This window comes from Coleofasciculus sp. F4-SAH-05 (assembly GCF_040222985.1).
Classification (GTDB): Bacteria; Cyanobacteriota; Cyanobacteriia; order Cyanobacteriales; family Coleofasciculaceae; genus Coleofasciculus; species Coleofasciculus chthonoplastes.
This window is the reverse complement of record NZ_JAVKBY010000120.1, coordinates 1-19,528: the sequence shown is the minus strand read 5'-3', so window position 1 is coordinate 19,528 and position 19,528 is coordinate 1. Positions and strand designations below refer to the sequence as shown.

Below are 19,528 nucleotides of genomic sequence, written 5' to 3'. Positions count from 1 at the left end.
ACGGCACTCAACCAGTCCACAGGCACTTCCCCACCTAACTGGCGGCTATCTCCAAATTAATGGAGGCATTAAAATCTCTGTCGATTTCCAGTCCGCAGTTATCGCACCGGAAAACTCGCTCTGATAAAGGCATCTCCTCTTCGAGCTTAATTGACCCGTCTAGAGTAAAGCTGTCATGTTTTCCCTTGCGCTTGAACTGAGGCGGTTTTTTGTTTTTCTTGAACGCAGCTTTCCAAGCTTGGGCTAATTGTCTAAGCGCAAACTGGGGGGCGCATTTGCTCACCTCATAGTACCAAGGGCAGATGGGTTTAACCAGCGCTACTAACCACTTGTGTAAGTCAATCCCAGTGGGGAACTTGATTTTATCCTCTCTTGTGTCCCGGTTGTGGTCAAGTATTTGCTTGGTTAAACCTAGACCCCAATTCCACGCATGGCGGGAAACGCCACAATGTTTAGCTAATGCGGTTCGCTGTTTGTTGTTGAGTTTTAGCTCGGTTTTAAATCCTAATAGCATTATTGAACATCCTTGACCACTTGAGTCATGCCGTCAATTAGATTTTTGTTTTTCCGAGAACGTGAACCATACAAACGAGCCGAAAATACAGTGATTAGTTCAATCATGTCTGTCACTAACTCTTGCTCAAAACTTAACTCCTCAGATGATTTGTTATCGAAAGAGATGACAAGAGGTGATTAGGGATTTGGTTACAGTTCTCAACCCTTAGCTGCGATCGAGGGAACCAGGTTTGTCGGGGCGGGTTTAGGGACTTTCGTCTCGCCATGAGATGATAACATTCGTACAAAACCCGCCCTATCTTCCCCGCACCGCCGCACCCCTACACCCCTACACCCCTACACCCCATCACCTGATCTACGGATAAAAACTCAACAACGGTAATCCCAACTTTTCATCCCACCCCATGATCAGATTCAAACATTGAATCGCTTGACCGGCTTGACCTTTAATCAAGTTATCGGTAACTGACATAACAATCACCCGGTCAGTACGCGGATCAACTTCAACGCTGATATAACACAAATTCGTCCCACACGCCCACTTGGTTTGCGGATACGTCCCACTGGGTAAGACGCGCACACAAGGAGAAGCGCGGTAAAATGCATTATAAATCGTCGCCAAATCTTCTCGCACTAATCCGGGGTCACGTAATGTTGCATAAACCGTTGCTAAAAGTCCGCGCACCATTGGCATCAGATGAGGGGTAAACTGAACCATCACCTCATGACCCGCCAAATCGCTGCAAATCTGCTCAATTTCCGGCGTATGGCGATGACGCGCCACTCCATAAGCCGCCACCGAACTATCCGCTTCTGCGAGTAAAAGATTGGTTTTCGCCTTACGCCCCGCCCCTGATGTGCCTGATTTGGCATCAATAATCGCCGTATCGGGCTGAATTAACCCTTGTTTGAGCAACGGCGCAAGTGCCAAAAGACTGGTGGTAACATAACAGCCAGGACACCCTACCAACTTCGCCTCAGCGATGCGATCGCGATATAATTCCGGTAAGCCATAAACTGCTGAAGCTACAGTTTCCTGGTCATGGCGTTCTCCTCCATACCAGGTTTTATAGGTCTCTAAATTCTTAAACCGATAGTCAGCCGAAAGGTCAATCACCTTACAGCCTTTCGCCAACAACGGCGGCGCCATTTGATACGCCAAACCATTGGGTAACGAGAGAAACACCACTTGACAACGGCTAGCAATTTTATCTAAATCAATCTCCTCTATGGTCAAATTCACACAATGACCCAAATGAGGATACAGTTCAGAAAACGGCTTCCCCGCACTACTACTTCCTCCTAAATAAACCACCTCAACGCCTGGGTGATCCATCAATAGGCGTATCAATTGCACGCCTCCATAGCCAGAAGCGCCAATAATGCCGACAGGCAATTGTCCTAAATCACCCATAATATTCCTTCCCTAACAGAGTTAACATCGAAAACAGATGAACATTTGCTGCATTTTAGCTTGAACCACGAGTTATGGATGGCAGGAGTTTTGACCCGTCGCAACGCTTGTCGGGCATAGCGCGTGAGTGAACTTCCCCATCCCCCACCCGACACCCCCTGAGTTCGCTACTATAAAGTCAGACCATTCCACTGCCAAGGGATAGTAACTCAATGCCAATCCGATTATCCACGCCAGAGGCAAATGTTTCTGCTAATCCAGACACAGACACACCTCATTGCCATCCGCCCCATCGTGTAGAAAGCCAGCGGATTGGTTCATTGCAGCCAAAAATGCTGAACACCGAAAAAGCCCAACGCATGGCAGAATTGTTCAGTTCCCTGGGTGATACAAATCGACTGAGGATCATCTCCCTACTCGCGATCGCAGAACTCTGCGTATGTGACATCGCCGCCGCGCTGGATATGAGCGAATCCGCCGTCTCCCATCAATTACGCACCCTACGAGCCATGCGATTAGTACGGTATCATAAACGCGGTCGCAAGGTCTATTATCATCTTCAAGATCAGCACGTTCTCGACTTGTATCAATCCGTCGCCGAACATCTAGATGAACCTGATCTAAATAATGAATCCTAAATTCCCCATTCCCTGTTCCCCATTCCCTAAACAATGATTATTTGGCAACAAAATAGTGACAATCCTGAAAATGGCGCAAATCTCACCAAAACCAGTAAATTTTGGACAGCGCTAAACAACCGTAAAATTGCCTGGCGACAGCGACTAATTCCTCCCAGTGGAAATGCCCAGGAAATTGACTGGGAATGGCAGCGGTTTGACGACGAATTTAAACTGCAAAATACCCAAATTCGCGGAATTACACTCTATTGGCAAAAAGTGGACACCGATCAAGAACGCAGCACCACGCCCTGGAAACTTGAACTTGATCCGCAACAGCTTCAGCTTTATATTTATCCTCAATCTCAGAAAAATTTAGTCATCCGGGTGGGAATTCCGGAAGTTATCTATCAGAAAATAGAAATTACCAATCCGCAATGGGAAAGTTACTCTCAAGAGGAACATCATATTATCACATTGCGTGATAAGCAGCAACAAATCGAGGTCAAACTTACTCTAAGCCCCGAAAATATCGCCCAGCTTAAAGAAAATATGCCCGGATAGTAGCAGGGAGAGATCACCATAATTCTCCCTTCAAAAGAGGGAATTTGATGATATTTTTTAACCAAAACTATCGGATGCAACCAAATAAACACCGCTACTACTACTATCACTATCAACATCTATAAATACTGAATCTCTCCCCCCTGTGCTAATTTGACTCCGGTTAATTCCTTGAGTCACTATCTGTAATAGCCGTTGCGGTGTAAATGATTCCAACTCGACAAAATTACCGGATTCTAACCATGCTAGTTCCTCAGCCGATAACTCTTGCCGTATCTCTACCCCTAATTGTCTCGCCTGTTTTGCTGATTCTGGGGAGGATTCAATAAAAAGATTGCGACTATTTAAGACATGACGGGGAAGTAATCCTAAATCATAAATGGTGACGGTACTATCAGCAAACCAATTGGAACTTGTTTGCAGGTTATGAATCAGGGTGATACCATGAGGACTGGCATTATGTAGGACGTAGACATTTAATTCGGGATTGCGTCTGAGCATGTCTAATACCGTTGAAAAAATGCTTTGGGGATACCCGGTAATACTTAAAACGGCACAGTTATTTTCAAAATGAAAATTATTAGCAATTAACAGTTGAGCAATGGTAGCACTATCACAGACGACAACTCGGTCAAAACTATAAGCGGTGATATCCGGATTAATGGATGTGGGTAAACGTTTCTGATTCGGAGAGGGTAAAAGTTGTTCAACTGTGCCATTAATTTGTTGCCAACGTTCTAACCAACTTTGGAATTTACTCAGTGTAATCGAAACGGTTTGTAAGAATGTGCTTTGGCGACGCAGCTGACGAATTCCTAAATAGAACGATAACATACCGACAATAATAGTTATCGCAAATTGGCAAAAAATCAGCCAGTTACCTCCACTACCATCGACGGTAGAGAATAAAAGAGATAAAATTCCATAGAGAAGCAAAAATCCACCAATAATTTGTAAATATCTAGCATTGCGATTACGGACTCTTCTGGACGTATTGGCAGAATTGCTGATTTGGTAACAGGCAAAAATTAAGAGCGGGATTCCGATGTAAGGAATAATAACAATCAGAATCCAGGCAAAGATTTGCAGGACAACATTGTTGATCTTGCGTTTAATTCTCTTGTTGATAAGGTAGTATAATTGTTGAGGGGTAAAGTATAGACTGCCATTTACTGATAAATCCGAGATGGCTTTAGCAAAAAATGGATCAGTTATTTTGGTCTGACCCATAGTTGTGGGTTCAAAGACAAAGGGATGTCCACAGTTTTTACACCGTCCTTGATTGGCGGTGCGGTCTTTATGATTATTATCAGTTTGACATTGAATGCATTTCATAATTCACTTTTCTCCATAGGATTCTTGATTAACATCCTTCATTTTGCCTAACCTAGATAACCATCGCGAGTTTAAGATTAGATTAATTACGCATTGATTTCCAAGTTCACATAATTAAACTTAAAACCACTTATTTTGAGCGCCCAATAGATTTCATAGTCTTAGATATTATTTCTATAATTCGCTAAAACGTTCACTCAAATACTCCCAATTACTCTGCGTACCTCTGCGCCATCCTCTGCGTCCTCTGCGTTGAAAAAATATAATTGTCACCCTAACAGATTTGGTAAGCTGCTATGCAGCTAAATCCAATAATTTAGCTCCTGAAACCCTTTGATAGCTTAGATTGCCTTATCAAATTAAATGCGTTACAGCTTATCATAACTGATTTTCTGGGCGCAGGTCAGGTAAAGGTTAGCTGCAGTTCAGGTAAACTCAGGTAAAGGTCAGGTGCAGGGCGCACTGACGTGCGCCCCTACGCACCTGGCAAATTAAGCAAATACCTGATTATCTAATAAAATACTATAATCTTCCCGTTTTCTAATCAATCGATGAGTCCCCTGTTCGACTAACACTTCAGCCGGACGCGGACGGTGTAAGAAATGAGACGACATAGCATATCCGTAAGCACCGCTATCCAGAATCGCGATAACATCTCCATTCTTTAACGCGGGGAGTTGGCAATTGCGTCCCAAGTAATCCCGTGAATAAGTTGTATTTCCACACACATCGGTGGGATACTGTTCACGCTGGTTATCGGTAAAACTGACAATTTTTCGATAGCCACCATGCACCGATGGAACGGATAAATTCGCCACGGTGGTATCGACGCCGACAATTTGTTTGCCGTTTTGCCACTTGACAGAAACCACTTTTGCCAACAAGGACGCACATCCTGCGATCGCGGCACGTCCAGGTTCTATAATTAAGTCTATGGGTCTGCCGATTGTCTCTAGTTTCTGAGTTATCGCCTGACCAAATCCTTGCCAATCAAAGGCGACGCCATTTCCCTGATAGGGATAGCCAAATCCACCGCCAAAGTCTAAATAGTTCCAATCGGGTAAGTGTTGACCAATCTCGCATAAGGAATCAATCACTTGGGTAAAGGCTTTGGTGGCATTTGTCCCAGTTCCGCGATAGAAATGGATACCCTGGAGTGGTAATCCGGCTGATTGGGTTATTTTTAGCGCATCGGGGAATTCTTCCGGTCTAACTCCAATGCGGCTATCGCCAGTTAATTCGGGTACATTTAAGCGTAATCCTACGTTTAATTGGGGTAATTTAGAATTTAAGGAGTGATAGACTTGACAGCATAATTCTAATTGGGAGATGCTATCTAAATTTAAGGTGGTAATTCCCCAGTGGAGAACTTGCTCCATTTCTGGATAATTTAAATTACTGCCGCTATAAACAATGTTATCTGGGGCAAATCCCGCCGTTAAGCCTAAATAGATATCTCCGGGAGTATTGGCGTGAAGTCCCCACCCCTCTTGCTGGAAGATTTGCAGTAAGGCAATATTACCATTCGTCACACTCGCAAACTGGAACCGAGTGCGCGGATAGGGGACAGCGTAAGAGATATAACGAATTGTATCCCGTATGCGATCGCCCTGATAAACATAGAGAGGTGAACCGTAGATATTCAGTAATTCTTGGTCATTCACAAACTGAGCTTTTGTCATGGTTCACGGAGTCCTGAGTGAAGCGAAGGAACAGCAGCGAAGCATCTGGTGAGATTGTCTATATATTACACAACATGACTACATCTGACTATATTATTATTAAAACTTTACAATACGTGCCATAGCGCCTCTAAACGCCCAGGTGTAGGGGCGGGTTTTACCGATAACGTTCGAGACACAACCGATAACTTAACTAAACCCGCCCTTCTAGGGGAACAGGCAAATAGACAATTCCTCATTCATCCTGTAATTTCCAATACCATCGCCAAAACCGAGACGGTAACCAAAAGGGATGTAACCCAGAATACCCAGATACTGTTTCATTTAACACCCTCCTACGCCAAACTTGCCACATCATCAGTAACCAGAGAATCTCGCCAATTCGTCGCCCTCGCAAATAGGCGCTAAATTCCCCTTTAATCAGTTGCAGGGGTAATCGCAGTTGCCATCGCCCTTCGGCTGCTAAAATACCTGAATTTAACCAATATCCTACCTCAGACCATAATTCATTTAAACACCACGCCGTTAACGGTACTCCCATCCCCCGTTTTTCCCGCCACACCACCTCTGGCGGTAACCAAGATTCCACCGCGCGTTTGAGAATGTATTTTTCACAAGCACCCCGCAGGTAGAACTCCCCCGGTACCTGAAATGTCCACTCGGATAACGGAATGTCACAAAAGGGCGATCGCACCCACAATCCATGGGAGAATGCTAAGTTAGTCGCCCGTGGGTGGATATTTTGTGCGCCTTTTAACATTAACGTCGCCCGACGCAATCGGTCTAAAAGAGTCGTGGTAAACTTAGGCTCTAAAGCCTCGGCTAACCATTGTTCCGGTTGTAGCGATAACTCCTGGTTTATCTGATTCTGAAAAACTCGCTCCTCATATCCCCAGAGACGGTGAAACGTTCGCAAATACTGTTGGGTAAACTCTGTATTTCCGTTGGGATGTTCTTGATTATAAACACCAGCAGCAATTAGCGGTTTATTTGTCCATCCGGCAAAAAGTTGGTCGCCGCCTTCCCCATTAAAAATAACCCTTGTCTCTTGACTGGCGGATTGACACAACAGATATAAGGGAACCGTTACCCCATCACCAAAGGGTAAATCTAACGCCGTGGCTGTCGCTTGAATCCCTTGCTTAATCCGACAAGGTGTCGCATCAACTTTAACCAGGGGAATCTTCAGATAGTCAGCCACTTGTTCAGAATAGGGCAATTCCGAGACACCTTTTAACCCAAAATCTAAACTATAGGCTTTAACCTTGACTCCCGCTTGCACTAATAATGCCGCTATTGTAGATGAATCTAACCCGCCAGAGAGAAAAACGCCAACGGGTTCACTCGGCAAATTTTCCAGTTGTCGATGTACGGCATTTTTTAACCGGAGTTGCAGTTGGGAGATGGCTTCATCTTCATCGTGAATCAGTTCCGAGGCGGATTGCCATTGATAATAACGCTGGGTGGTATGAGTGAAGTCATGTTGAGATAAAATTTTCCAGGTTTCCACTGTTCCAGCAGCTACGGAAAATATATTGGAAACTGGGGTTAATGGTGTAGGAACATAAGAAAAACAGCTATAGCCATACAATCCATGACTACTCACTTCTGGTGTTTTAAGCAGGGGTAATAATAGCTGTAACTTAGACGCAAACCAGATAACCTTTCCCTGTTTTGTCCAATAGAGAGGGACACGTCCAAAGGGTTCGCGTCCTAAAATTAGGTGATTATTTTCCACCTTAACCCAAGCATCGGCTGAGTCGTGAAAACCAGAGGCGGATAATGCGGCGATGATACCGTCTTTATTAGCAAAGGAAGGAGGAGGATTACTGCCAATATAACCAACTTGCCCATTTAAAGCATATTTTTTAGACACTTTATTGATGATTTTTTTTAATTGTGTTGATGTTTCTAAACCTATCGCTGCGACGAGTAGCTTGGTTAACGTCGCTTCGAGTTGACCGGGTGAATCTATACCCCAATAGCCGATAAATTGATAGGGATTACTCACAATAATCGAATCTTGAATTAATTTAAGTACAATAGCACTGAAATACGCACTTTAATATATCGTAGTCGTGTGTCACACCTAAGCAACGTGTTCAAGAATTAGCCGCACGAATAGGAGAGTTAGGCATTGATCCCGATGATTTGCAAAATAGCGAATAGTGCCGATTATTTAACTGTAAATGATTTTTGGCTGATTGTGCGATCGCCTAATTTCATCCTCACTTGCCAATCCCCCATGGTTGCAGTAGAACCCAAGGTATGACGACAATAGGTAGACCAAACCTCTCGGTCAATTGTATTCGTTTGATAGCGATTCTGATGCACAATTTGACCATTGGGGTTAATCCAATCACACTGTAAGGAAAGTTTTTGTCCTACAGGTGTATCTTGCAAGGTAACGCGGTAGACTATCTCTTGGCGATTAAAATCCGATATCGGTTCACACGTCTGCGGATTTGATGTCATGCAACTTTGAGAGACAGACACTGCCGCGATCGCACGTTGGCGATTTACAATGAATACCGTGGAAGCTGCGATCGCACCCACTATCACCACGCCTACTCCTATCCCAATCCAGCGATTCCGTCTTTGTTGAACCGCTAACGCTTGACGACGGCGTAGCTGTATTAGCGCTTCATCCAGCAACTCTGGTGGTAAATTCAATTCCTGCAAAATCTGCTGAACTTGTTGGTGGTCAATTTCAGCCTCGTGGCGTCTGGCTAATTGATCCACCTCAGCAACGAGTTGCGTTAACTGATCTTGAGTAAGTCGTTCATCAGTCACAATTGATTACTTCTAAACCAGAAGCTTGAGACTATCTACTTTCTCTTTAACACAAAACCTCTTTTCCGTCAAGGTTAGCGCGGCGGCGGTAGAAGCGGAAATTGCACCGCCCACAATTGTCCCAGCACCTGGTATCATTTTCAGTAAATTCGCCGCGATCGCTCGACCAAAAGTTGCCACACCGCCCACTCCGACAATCATTTTATCCAAAAGCTGATCAACTGAAAAATCCTCTGCCATTCCCCGTCATTCCTTAGTTATTGATCTAACGGACAAAGAATGCGATTCGGGATTATTTACAAGAAGTTAAGGCGTCCCTATTGAATAATCCAGATAATGGCATTATGGCAGCGATTTATCAGTTAGAGGGAGGGATTTTGAAGTCGGCTTGTAGTAAGGGCTTTAGCCCTATATTCTGTTAGTGTTCCTGTCCGATATCACCAAATCGACAATTAAGGGACGATGATCTGAACCAATATCTCCGGCGGTGCGAATCTTTAAAACATTGATTTCTGGACTAATCAGACAATGATCCAGAGGAATCTGTAACATTGGCGCACCCTGGGGCCAAGTGGGGAGAATACCAAAACCGGCTCGCGCATTTTTCAATCCAGTCTGACGGATAAATTTGCGGTAATATGGAGACCACATTGTTGTATTCAAATCACCGATAACAGCATGAATATTTTTGGTTGAACTTATCTCGTTTCCCAGTTCTAGAAGTTGCTGATTACGTGACTTAAAATACTCCGCATTAATCGGCGGTAATGGATGAGTGGCAATAATAGAAACAGTTTGTCCTTGCCACTGTACCTCGGTAAAAATAGAGAGAATATCATACTCTGTGAACGATTTAATATCCGTATTCCTCAGGGGAATCGCACTGTAGACAGCAATGCCAAAGTTATCAAATCTCGGATAAACAATCTGGTAAGGAAGTAGAGGCTTGAGCGCTTTCAGTTGCTGTGACCAAATTGGATTAATTTCCTGGACAACGAGAAGTTGAGGCTTTTCGGCTTTGACTAGGGAGATAAACTCAGCATAACGCTGGTTATCACTATAGACATTTGCCAGCAACACTCGTAAGGGTTGTCCTGAAGGCGTATTTATATCCGAAAATTGGGGAATATACCAGGGAATAACCTCTACAGCATTAAGGGTTAAACAAAACAAACTAATCAACCACCAGGTTTTTCGTCGTGCTAAGGACAATAAGAGGAAAACAATACAACTAATGATGAAGTATTGGACTTTGAAGTGGGAGAGTAATTCAAAATATCGGTGGAATTCTCCCAGATAAGCAGCTACAGATAAGAGAAGACAAGGAATGAGTCCCGTGAGTCCTAACCCAAAGGCGATATTCTTGATGTCAATTTGTCGGGATGTTGGTTGAGAGAACCAGAAGTGTTTCATATCGAGTCGCTGTAGCGGTACAGTAAGCGGTCATACATTGAGATAGGGTATTAGTAGCGAGCAAGATGCTCGCACTACGAGGATGGGAGGCATTATATTAAGGTTTAAATACCAAACCGCTTATCCTCGCCATAGCCAGGGAAGTTGTTGTCATCTATTTCTGATTACATCTCCCTTATGCAAAAGGGAGTATCCTAGAATTACGGTAAGCACAACCTCAATGGGAGGATTTCCTCTAAAACACCTAGACGGCTACAGCACCAATCCAGAAATCTTCACATCAGCGAAACTACACTGTCATAACCACGTCACAACAAGTATCTATATTGATAAATGTCAGCGATAGGTCATCGTGATTCCTTCCCAAGCAACGGATTCACGCCCCCAACGCCAGACCCGGTTAATACCTGATCCGCAAATAATTATCACAGCGTCAATTGGGGTGTTAGCCATGGGTAGGAGAGAGTTGATCATGATTCGGGTTTTCTCGACCTGGAAACGAATTAGCCGAACTCCGACAAACTGTAACTGATATCATCCAAATCAATCCTATTTCAACAGCAGAATCATTATGGTATTCAACACGAAAACATCCAAATCTCATGACAGTGACGCTTCCCCGGTAAAAAAAGCCGTCACCTATCTATCCCTGATGTTACTAGGCGCTGGTGTTTCTTTTTGCGCCAACTCTTTCATCTCCGGTAATCCTCAAGTTTCAGCCAATTCCATTGTTCCCCAATCCTCTCAGGTTTTGGGAGGAATCATTCCTCCAGGTAACCTGTCCACTCCCCAAAACAGCAATTTTATTACTAAGGTTGTGGACACCGTGGGACCCGCAGTCGTGCGGATTAACGCCTCAAAAACTGTGACGTCTCAAGTTCCCGATGCATTTAATAACCCGTTTTTCCGCGAGTTCTTCGGGTCTCAATTTCCGGAACAACCGCAGCAGCGAGTAGAACGGGGAACGGGTTCGGGGTTTATTATTAACACCGATGGGATGATTCTCACCAATGCTCACGTTGTTGATGGTGCGGATCAAGTGGATGTGGTTCTCAAAGATGGTCGCACATTTGCCGGGAAAGTGCTAGGAACTGACCCCATAACCGATGTGGCGGTAATCAAAGTTGAAGCCGATAATCTCCCCATTGTCACCTTAGGGGATTCAGAGCAACTCAAACCTGGGGAATGGGCGATCGCGATCGGTAATCCGCTAGGATTAGATAACACCGTCACCACAGGTATCATCAGTGCGACAGGACGTTCGAGTTCTGAAGTAGGAGTTCCCGATAAGCGCGTCCAATTTATCCAAACTGATGCTGCAATTAACCCTGGTAACTCAGGTGGACCGCTGCTGAATGCATCCGGTGAAGTGATTGGGATGAATACAGCAATTATTCAAGGCGCTCAAGGGTTAGGATTTTCTATTCCGATTAATACAGCGCAACGGATTGCTCAACAATTAATCGCCAACGGGAAAGTCGAACATCCATTTTTGGGAATTCAGATGGTTACGTTAACCCCAGAATTGAAAGAAAACATCAACAAAAATCCCAATTCCAGTCTTACCATTGATGAAAGCAAAGGGGTGCTAATTGCCAGAGTCATGCGGAATTCTCCGGCTGATAAAGCTGGATTGCGATCCGGGGATGTGATTCATAAAATTAATGGTGAGTCAATCAAAGAAGCCGAAGATGTCCAAAAGGTAGTAGAAATGACTCCAGTCGGGGATGATTTAACCCTAGAATTGCGCCGCGATCGCAAAAATGTTGAGGTGACAGTACAACCCGGTGCTTTGCCAACTCAGATGCAACAGTAAGGTTGATCAAAAATAGTTGTAGAGACGTTGCATGCAACGTCTCTACAGTTCCCGGTGTCAACTCCCTTCAATCCCCTGTTGCACCATTTGTTTAGTTAGGGGAGAGGATGTTAAATCCAGAGTCTTGGGGTAGGTTTTCAATATTGTTTCCACCGTCGCCTTCCATAAATCAGAGAGAACTTGACGCCAAGCCTGACGCTGTAGGGTATGGGATTCCTGATTGCACCATTGTGCGATCGCCTGGGATAAATCTTCAATCCGATCCGGTACAGGTGCAACCCACTGCTGTAACTGTGCCAAGTCTTGAGTCGAAAACAAGTCACGCTGATTCGTTAATAGTTCAATAAAAGCCGCAACCTTTTGTTTCTGAAATAATCGTTCTGTCTGTTGCACAACCTCTATCGGTAAATCTTGCAACTGGGCGATTTGCGGCAACCTTAACCCAAATTCTATCATGCGTGGTATCGCGTCAAACTTGGCTTCCAGCTTACCTTCTTCTAAGGCTTCTTGATAAACTTTAGTCTGCTTGAGTTCACTTAAGCTGAACATCGCTTCAATCTCCTCGCGGCTTTTATGGGGTAGTTTGTAAACAAGGATTGTCTCAATTAAGTTGATCAGGTTTCGCTGCGTTGCTTGATCATCGATTTGGACTGTAGCTTGTGCGACTAATCGTTTTGCCCGTTCCGGTGCAGTCTCCTCATCCTCAATCACCAGCTTAACCATTTCAATGCCAAGGGAACTAGATGAGGTTTCTCCTAATTCATCAATATAAATGCGCGTGACGCGATTGAGGGCAAGGATTTCACCAAATTGAAATGTTTGTTCTCGTTCAATCCTACGAGTGGGATAAATCACGACAACCTGCCAAGGGTGAGGCGGTTGGTATTGCCTCAAGTAGAGAAAGAGTTCACCAAATAATCGATAGTATAACGCTTCATCGGGTTGAAACTGAACCTCTAGCAGATACAAGGGCTTTTCTGCATCTTCCGTCGTGGGTAAGAACAAGCCGTCTAACCGGAAGGAGGGTTGTTTGATTTCACGGGAGGTGAATTCATAGATGGCGGCTTCCTCTGGGTCCGAATCGATGAGTTCAAATAAAATACCTGGGAATTCAAGAAACAGGTTATAGAAGATGGTGTCGGTTTTCACGCTAAATTGCTGAAAATGGGCGCTCTGAACATTGACCACTATGCCAGGAGCGATCGCGAAAAATTCCTATCACTGTAATCTTGACAAATTGACAGGTTTACCCAATCAGGCTACGTTAGCCAAATGTAACGCACCATAAAGGTTATCGGTGATATCTTTAATTAAATCCCTAAACCCGCCCCTACAGAATTTCTAATCTAAACCCTGGCAATATTTCTTCCCCTGACAACACAACAGGCATCGCTACAACGTCCACACCTGTTCCCCCTCGATAAATCTCCACTTGCCGATCCTGATAATTAATTAACCAACCCAAACGCAAACCACTTGCCAAATATTCCTGCATCTTATCCTGAAGTGGCTTTAATCGGTCGGTGCGCGAGCGCAACTCAATCACGAAATCTGGACAAAGCGGCGGAAACTTTTCTCGTTCCGATTGACTCAAACTTTGCCATCGCGACAATTCCACCCAGGCGACATCTGGAGAGCGATCGCCTCCACCAGGTAAACTAAAGACAGTTTGGGAACTAAAAACTACACCAAGCTGAGTCTGTTCATTCCAGACAACGACTCTAGCAATTAAACTGGCTTCTTGGCTACCACCTTCTCCACCAATCGGTGTCATGATAATTAACTCTCCCTGGGGCGAACGTTCTAATGGTACATCCGGGTTGGCTACACACAGTTGATAAAACTGCGATCGCGTCAATGTTGTCGTCAGTGGCTTTAAGTTTAATACGGTAGTCATAATCCTAGAGAATAGCAGAACGTTTGGTCTCAAGAGCCATATATCTCCCAATTATAAATGCTCAACATATCGCTTCAATTCCCGCGCCATGCGTTGCATTCCCCGATGTTCATCTTGACGGATAAAGGGGACAAAAACACGAGTGAGCATCCCGGAAAAACGGCTTTTATGAACATATTTAGTCCGACCTAAACCAATTTCTTGTAACTCAAAGACGTACTCATTGTGAAACCCCGGAATAGATGAAACCCAGCGCAGACAAATTTCGGGTTGTAAGAATGTGATCAAGGGTTCAAATTCCGTTTCCTCATCCTTGGGTAATCGTCGTAATGATAGAGATACCGCTTGTCCTTTTTCAAAGGGCTGTTCTGGTTCACGGTCAAAGAGAAACGTGTTCCAATACTTCCACTGCTGTTTGTCTAACAAAACCTGCCACACTTGTGACTTGGGAGCATTAATTTCGATTTCAGTATAGAGACTTGCCATAATAAAAAAGTAATAAGTCAATTGTAGGGGCGGGTTTAGTTAAGTTAGGGGTTAGTCTCCAACGTTATCGGTTAAACCCGCCCCTACAACCCCGCACATCTTCACCAATAGTTTCCCCTAGAACTGGGAATTGGGTCTACAATTAAAAGCTTGAGACCCGAAATCAATCCAGCATGGCAGACCTGACACCGAATTCCAGTTTCAGTTTAACGATTCGTATCCAACTTCCCAACCGCTCTGGGATGCTCGCCACCGTTACTCAGGCGATCGCACAAGTGGGGGGAAACCTGGGACAGATTGATCTGATTCATCAAACCCACAAAGTTACGACTCGTGAAATCACCATCGATGCAACGAGTACTGAACACGCAGAACAGATTGTGCAAGCAGTTAAGGAACTTACTCATATCAAGGTGATCGATGTCTACGATCGCACGTTCAATTTGCATCGAGGGGGTAAAATCAGCATCGAGAACAAACTCCCCCTGAAAACCCAAGCCGATTTAGCCATGGCGTATACCCCAGGGGTGGGTCGAATTTGTAACGCGATCGCAGAGGATTTACAAAAGGTTTACTCCCTGACAATCAAAAGTAATACAGTAGCCATTGTTACAGATGGTAGCGCCGTATTAGGGTTAGGCAACTTAGGTGCAGAAGCCGCATTACCCGTCATGGAAGGGAAAGCCATGCTGTTTAAAGAATTTGCCGGAATTGACGCCTTTCCTATCTGTCTGGCAAATCAAGACACCGATACAATTATCGAAACGGTTAAAAATATCGCTCCCGTTTTTGGCGGGATTAACCTAGAAGATATCAGCGCCCCCCGTTGCTTTGACATTGAAGCAAAACTGCGGCAAGTCTTAGATATTCCCGTTTTCCACGATGATCAGCATGGAACCGCCATTGTCAGTTTAGCGGCGTTAATTAACTCCCTCAAACTGGTGAAGAAATCTCTGGAAGAGGTGCGAATTGTGATTAATGGCGCTGGGGCGGCGGGAATTGCGATCGCGCGGCTATTGCGTCAAGCTGGGGCGAAGATGATTTGGATGTGTGACTCCAAAGGCATTCTCTCCAAGAAACGCACCGATTTAACCCCCCAAAAGCAGGAATTTGCCGTTGAATCTAGTGGTGCTTTAGCGGGTGCGATGGTGGGGGCGGATGTATTTCTCGGCGTCAGTGTTCCCGGTGTTTTGACACCAGACATGGTACATTCAATGGCACAAGATCCTATCGTTATGGCGATGGCGAATCCAATCCCCGAAATTCAGCCAGAATTGGTGTTAGATGATGTCGCGGTTATGGCAACGGGGCGGAGTGACTATCCCAATCAGATTAATAATGTTCTGGCATTCCCTGGTGTGTTTCGTGGTGCTCTCGACTGTCGCGCCTCAGTGATTACCAGTACGATGTATCTAGAAGCAGCAAAAGCGATCGCTTCGTTGATGTCTACGACCGATTTAGACACTGAACATATTATCCCATCTGTCTTTGATCAGCGCGTGGTGACAGCCGTTTCCGCCGCAGTACAACAAGCCGCACGGAATGAAGGGGTAGCCAGGCGATAAACACTGATTTCACGGATTTACGTCATTTGTCATTTGTCATTTGTCATTTGTCATTTGTCATTTGTCATTTGTCATTTGTCATTCGTCATTTGTCATTTGTCATTTGTCATTTGTCATTTGTCATTTGTCATTCGTCATTTGTCATTTGTCATTTGTCATTTGTCATTTGTCATTTGTCATTTGTTAGGGAACAGGTAAGGTAGAGTTTTGAGTTAACTTCCTCAGCTCCCCCTGCTCCCTCAGCTCCCTCAGCTCCCCCTGCTCCCCCTGCTTCCCCTGCTCCCCCTGCTTCCCCTGCTCCCCGCAGCACTTATTTAGCAAGCCCTAAATAGTTATTAGTACCCCATGGGTAGAGGATTGTTAGATTACAAGTTTAGACATTGGCTAGTTTTTAAGATCACCAGTCTCTTCTTAGGTTTGCTGGTTACTCAATTATCTGGATGTCAAATTATATCAACGATTAACAACGGTTTCCATGATTCTCGAATTTCTAGCGAAAATGCTGTTCCTGTACAATTTACTTTCCCGTTTGAGTTAAAGTCGGGACATGATTTTTCTCAGGGGTTAGCGGCGGTTAAGTTGGAGGGGAAGTGGGGCTATATTAATCAAAGCGGAAATTGGGTAATTAAACCGCAATTTGAGTTAGCTGACTCGTTTACTGAAGATTTAGCCCCAGTCAAAGTTGATGGGAAATGGGGTTATATTGATCAAACAGGTAACTGGGTAATTAAACCTAAATTCGATGGCGCTAAATTGTTCGCGGAAGAATTAGCCCCGGTTAAACAAGGCGATGATTGGGGCTATATCGATAAAACGGGTACGGTAGTAATTTTACCTCAATTTTACGATGCTGAGCTGTTTTCCGAAGGATTGGCAGTTGTCGAAAATAATAATCAGTATGGTTATATCGATAAAACCGGAAACTGGATTACTCCGCCTCAATTTCAGGAAGCAGAACCGTTTTCTGAAGGGTTAGCTACGGTAAAATTGAATAACCAGTATGGCTATATCGACAAAACCGGAAATTGGGCGATTCCACCTCAATTTAAAGATGCGAGTTCTTTTTCCGAAGGCTTGGCGTCTGTATCAAATCAAGCGATGAAATCGGGGTATATTAATCATCAAGGCGACTTTGTGATTATACCTTATTTTGATTGGGCGGGGGATTTTGTCCAAGGTGTGGCTGGAATCTCGATGAACGATAAAATTGGTTATATTGATCAGCAGGGAAATATGCTAATTGCTCCCCAGTTTGATAACACGTATGACTTTTCTGAAGAGTTAATCGCCATCAAAATAGGCGACAAGTGGGGTTATATTAACAAAATAGGTAATTTAGTCATCAAGCCTCAATTTGATAGTGCTTGGTCATTTCAGCAGGGGGTAGCCAGAGTTAGAATTGATGACAGGTACGCTTTCATCACTCATCCTCTCAAATAATAAATTATGAGGATAAGATTAAGAAATTTTATTGTCAATAATCGTGCAATTCTTGTAGTGCGAGCATCTTGCTCGCTACAAATACCCAATTTCTCGCTACAAATACCCAATTTCAATGTATGACAGTAAAGACGTTGTATGCAACGTCTCTACATTCGGATTGCCAATATGAAAACACTATAAATTTATTCCGACGGACTGTCTTCCTCTTCAGAGTCATTGGGGGGATTTTCAGATTCTGTTTCCTCATTGGGAGAAGCCGTTTCATCCTCTATTGACTGCTTTTTCTCTTCAGAAGAGGACGGCTTTTCAGGAGAGGGAGATGCGGACGGACTTTGGTTAGCCGGTGTCGGTGTTGGTTCAGAGGTTGATTCCTCTGTTTCAGTATCAGAGTTATTAGGAGTAGCTTGGTTTTCAGAGGGGTCTGTTTCCTCTGTAGCGGGTTCTGTTTCAGAGTTATTAGGAGTAGCTTGGTTTTCAGAGGGGTCTGTTTCCTCTGTAGCTGGTTCTGTTTCCTCTGTAGTCGGTTCTGTTTCAGACGTTGATTCCTCGTTTTCCGTATCGGATGGCTCAGTTTCTTCAGGTGTTTCCTCTTTTGTTTGCTCCCATTCTGATAAGGGACGATTGACAGCATATTCAAAGTCCATGGGGACTAAAAAAACATTAGATCTTTGGGATTTGTCAGAGAATGAATCAACTTGAGCATAGAGAAAACTATTATTAAAATCTGGTTTTCCTAAAAGAATTTCATGAGTTTCATCGTTTTTGAGTCGCACCGTTACCATGGCTTGGGGTTGGTCTAAGCCATACTCCTTCAGGGTTTCCGGGGAGACATTGGGAATTATGCGATCGCTCTTTCCTTCAACGAGTAAATTTAATAGGAATGCAACCGATGGATCACTGGCGGGTACATCCTTCGGTTCCGTCATTCGCCAACCAGGTTCAGGTTCACTTACCCGCTCAAATTTTCGGCTTTCTTCCTGGATATAAATGTTAACCCGTTGAATCTCATCCTCTTCAAAACTAAACAGTTGCTTCTCCGCTTCCTTCGCAGCTTCCCGTTGGGGAGTTCCTACGATTTCATAAAAATAGACAAACCCTCCCAGGAAAAGGGCGACGATTAATAAAACCCAAGTAGTCTTCTGTAGCTTCATTTGTTATTCGTCATTTGTTATTCGTCATTAGTCATTAGTCATTTGTCATTTGTCATTGGTTATGACCCCTCTGCGTCCCTCTGCGTCAACCTCTGCGTCCTCTGCGTTAAAAAAACATAATTCCGATGCGAACATTTTATATCACTCGGTCGGGGCGGGTGTAGGGTGCGTTAGCGTTAGCGTAACGCACCATTTCAAAAGATAGTAGTAAAACCCGCCCCTACAGATGTACCTTTACCGCCGCAACCACCACAGCATCCCTGCGGTTAAAAAGCCAAAAGCTGGCACAATTAAAAGGGCTAACCATCCCAATATTCCGGATTGTACTGGTGTTAAATTAATTCGCCGATCTTCGGGTTCTTTGGGACTAATCGAAAGCGCTTGTGCATCTCGCTTGCTTAACCAACTCACAGAGTTGATAAAAATATCAGGATTGAGTTGCTGATCAAACCAACTATCTGTGGCAAAGTTTGAATTACCATACACAATTAATCGTGATTCAGCGTCGTCTTCTTTAGCCTGAGACTTATCCGTAGCCTGAGACTTATCCGTCTGGATTGGTGAAGGTGAGGCTTCTGGAGTTTCGGTGGCTTCGGGTTCGTCGGTATCTTCGCCTTCAGCGTCTGGAGTTTCCGTTGTTTCCGGTTCATCAGTATCTTCGCCTTCAGCGTCTGGAGTTTCGGTGGCTTCGGGTTCGTCGGTATCTTCGCCTTCAGCGTCTGGAGTCTCCGTTGTTTCCGGTTCATCAGTATCTTCGCCTTCAGCGTCTGGAGTCTCCGTTGTTTCCGGTTCATCAGTATCTTCGCCTTCAGCGTCTGGAGTCTCCGTTGTTTCCG

At 44.4% G+C, this 19,528-nt stretch carries 17 protein-coding genes and 4 pseudogenes; 6 read left to right on the top strand and 15 right to left on the bottom strand.

Annotation, left to right across the window (positions count from 1 at the left end):
* Positions 1 to 34: 34 nt before the first annotated feature.
* The 4 genes and pseudogenes from RIG27_RS14460 to argC form a co-directional block, all read right to left on the bottom strand.
* A pseudogene (locus RIG27_RS14460) lies at positions 35 to 115 on the bottom strand (zinc ribbon domain-containing protein); the annotation flags it as partial.
* A 24-nt stretch (positions 116 to 139) separates the two neighbouring features.
* Positions 140 to 514: pseudogene (locus tag RIG27_RS14455) on the bottom strand (helix-turn-helix domain-containing protein); the annotation flags it as partial.
* A pseudogene (locus RIG27_RS14450) lies at positions 514 to 669 on the bottom strand (IS607 family transposase); the annotation flags it as partial. The pseudogenes RIG27_RS14450 and RIG27_RS14455, both read right to left, overlap by 1 nt.
* 202 nt (positions 670 to 871) lie before the next feature.
* Positions 872 to 1,930, bottom strand: a complete 1,059-nt coding sequence (argC, locus tag RIG27_RS14445; RefSeq protein ID WP_446346192.1) for an N-acetyl-gamma-glutamyl-phosphate reductase — start codon at positions 1,928 to 1,930, stop codon at positions 872 to 874.
* Positions 1,931 to 2,142: 212 nt separating this feature from the next.
* On the opposite strand from argC, the gene RIG27_RS14440 reads away from it, so the two are divergent.
* Together RIG27_RS14440 and RIG27_RS14435 are read left to right on the top strand one after the other, a co-directional pair.
* Positions 2,143 to 2,568 carry an ArsR/SmtB family transcription factor gene (locus RIG27_RS14440; protein WP_446346190.1) on the top strand — a complete coding sequence of 142 codons (426 nt, stop codon included), beginning with the start codon at positions 2,143 to 2,145 and terminating at the stop codon, positions 2,566 to 2,568.
* 33 nt (positions 2,569 to 2,601) lie between these two features.
* On the top strand, positions 2,602 to 3,111 hold the full coding sequence (locus RIG27_RS14435; protein WP_446342780.1) for a hypothetical protein: 510 nt from the start codon (positions 2,602 to 2,604) through the stop codon (positions 3,109 to 3,111).
* Positions 3,112 to 3,168: 57 nt separating this feature from the next.
* Here RIG27_RS14435 and RIG27_RS14430 read toward each other — a convergent pair whose 3' ends face one another.
* The 6 genes from RIG27_RS14430 to RIG27_RS14405 form a co-directional block, all read right to left on the bottom strand.
* On the bottom strand, positions 3,169 to 4,446 hold the full coding sequence (locus tag RIG27_RS14430) for an MFS transporter permease (protein WP_446346188.1): 1,278 nt from the start codon (positions 4,444 to 4,446) through the stop codon (positions 3,169 to 3,171).
* A 491-nt stretch (positions 4,447 to 4,937) separates the two neighbouring features.
* On the bottom strand, positions 4,938 to 6,128 hold the full coding sequence (locus RIG27_RS14425; RefSeq protein ID WP_446346186.1) for a diaminopimelate decarboxylase family protein: 1,191 nt from the start codon (positions 6,126 to 6,128) through the stop codon (positions 4,938 to 4,940).
* A 235-nt stretch (positions 6,129 to 6,363) separates the two neighbouring features.
* Positions 6,364 to 8,139 carry an asparagine synthetase B family protein gene (locus tag RIG27_RS14420; RefSeq protein WP_446346184.1) on the bottom strand — a complete coding sequence of 592 codons (1,776 nt, stop codon included), beginning with the start codon at positions 8,137 to 8,139 and terminating at the stop codon, positions 6,364 to 6,366.
* 164 nt (positions 8,140 to 8,303) lie between these two features.
* On the bottom strand, positions 8,304 to 8,921 hold the full coding sequence (locus RIG27_RS14415) for a DUF3859 domain-containing protein (protein ID WP_446346182.1): 618 nt from the start codon (positions 8,919 to 8,921) through the stop codon (positions 8,304 to 8,306).
* A gap of 12 nt (positions 8,922 to 8,933) precedes the next feature.
* Entirely contained in the window at positions 8,934 to 9,161 is a 228-nt protein-coding gene (locus RIG27_RS14410; protein WP_446346180.1) for a hypothetical protein, read from the bottom strand.
* Between the two features lie 168 nt (positions 9,162 to 9,329).
* On the bottom strand, positions 9,330 to 10,334 hold the full coding sequence (locus RIG27_RS14405) for an endonuclease/exonuclease/phosphatase family protein (protein ID WP_446346178.1): 1,005 nt from the start codon (positions 10,332 to 10,334) through the stop codon (positions 9,330 to 9,332).
* Positions 10,335 to 10,905: 571 nt separating this feature from the next.
* On the opposite strand from RIG27_RS14405, the gene RIG27_RS14400 reads away from it, so the two are divergent.
* On the top strand, positions 10,906 to 12,150 hold the full coding sequence (locus RIG27_RS14400) for an HhoA/HhoB/HtrA family serine endopeptidase (RefSeq protein ID WP_446346176.1): 1,245 nt from the start codon (positions 10,906 to 10,908) through the stop codon (positions 12,148 to 12,150).
* Between the two features lie 57 nt (positions 12,151 to 12,207).
* On the opposite strand, the gene RIG27_RS14395 is transcribed toward RIG27_RS14400, so the two are convergent.
* From RIG27_RS14395 to RIG27_RS14385, 3 genes are all read right to left on the bottom strand, one after another.
* On the bottom strand, positions 12,208 to 13,338 hold the full coding sequence (locus tag RIG27_RS14395; RefSeq protein ID WP_446346174.1) for an Rpn family recombination-promoting nuclease/putative transposase: 1,131 nt from the start codon (positions 13,336 to 13,338) through the stop codon (positions 12,208 to 12,210).
* Between the two features lie 142 nt (positions 13,339 to 13,480).
* Positions 13,481 to 14,047 (bottom strand): Uma2 family endonuclease, encoded by a 567-nt coding sequence (locus RIG27_RS14390; protein ID WP_446346172.1) that lies wholly within the window; start codon positions 14,045 to 14,047, stop codon positions 13,481 to 13,483.
* A gap of 51 nt (positions 14,048 to 14,098) precedes the next feature.
* The gene (locus RIG27_RS14385) at positions 14,099 to 14,533 is read right to left on the bottom strand and encodes an SRPBCC family protein (protein WP_446346170.1); all 435 of its coding nucleotides are present in this window, start codon (positions 14,531 to 14,533) and stop codon (positions 14,099 to 14,101) included.
* A 173-nt stretch (positions 14,534 to 14,706) separates the two neighbouring features.
* Between RIG27_RS14385 and RIG27_RS14380 the strand changes: the two genes are divergently transcribed.
* From RIG27_RS14380 to RIG27_RS14370, 3 genes are all read left to right on the top strand, one after another.
* On the top strand, positions 14,707 to 16,098 hold the full coding sequence (locus tag RIG27_RS14380; protein WP_446346168.1) for a malic enzyme-like NAD(P)-binding protein: 1,392 nt from the start codon (positions 14,707 to 14,709) through the stop codon (positions 16,096 to 16,098).
* A gap of 26 nt (positions 16,099 to 16,124) precedes the next feature.
* Positions 16,125 to 16,301 carry a hypothetical protein gene (locus RIG27_RS14375; protein ID WP_446346166.1) on the top strand — a complete coding sequence of 59 codons (177 nt, stop codon included), beginning with the start codon at positions 16,125 to 16,127 and terminating at the stop codon, positions 16,299 to 16,301.
* A gap of 154 nt (positions 16,302 to 16,455) precedes the next feature.
* Positions 16,456 to 17,538 (top strand): WG repeat-containing protein, encoded by a 1,083-nt coding sequence (locus RIG27_RS14370; protein ID WP_446346164.1) that lies wholly within the window; start codon positions 16,456 to 16,458, stop codon positions 17,536 to 17,538.
* Positions 17,539 to 17,723: 185 nt separating this feature from the next.
* Here the strand turns inward: RIG27_RS14370 and RIG27_RS14365 are convergent, their stop codons facing one another.
* Together RIG27_RS14365 and RIG27_RS14360 are read right to left on the bottom strand one after the other, a co-directional pair.
* Positions 17,724 to 18,692, bottom strand: a complete 969-nt coding sequence (locus RIG27_RS14365) for a DUF4340 domain-containing protein (RefSeq protein ID WP_446346162.1) — start codon at positions 18,690 to 18,692, stop codon at positions 17,724 to 17,726.
* A gap of 234 nt (positions 18,693 to 18,926) precedes the next feature.
* Positions 18,927 to 19,528 (bottom strand): annotated as a pseudogene (locus RIG27_RS14360) (ABC transporter); the annotation flags it as partial.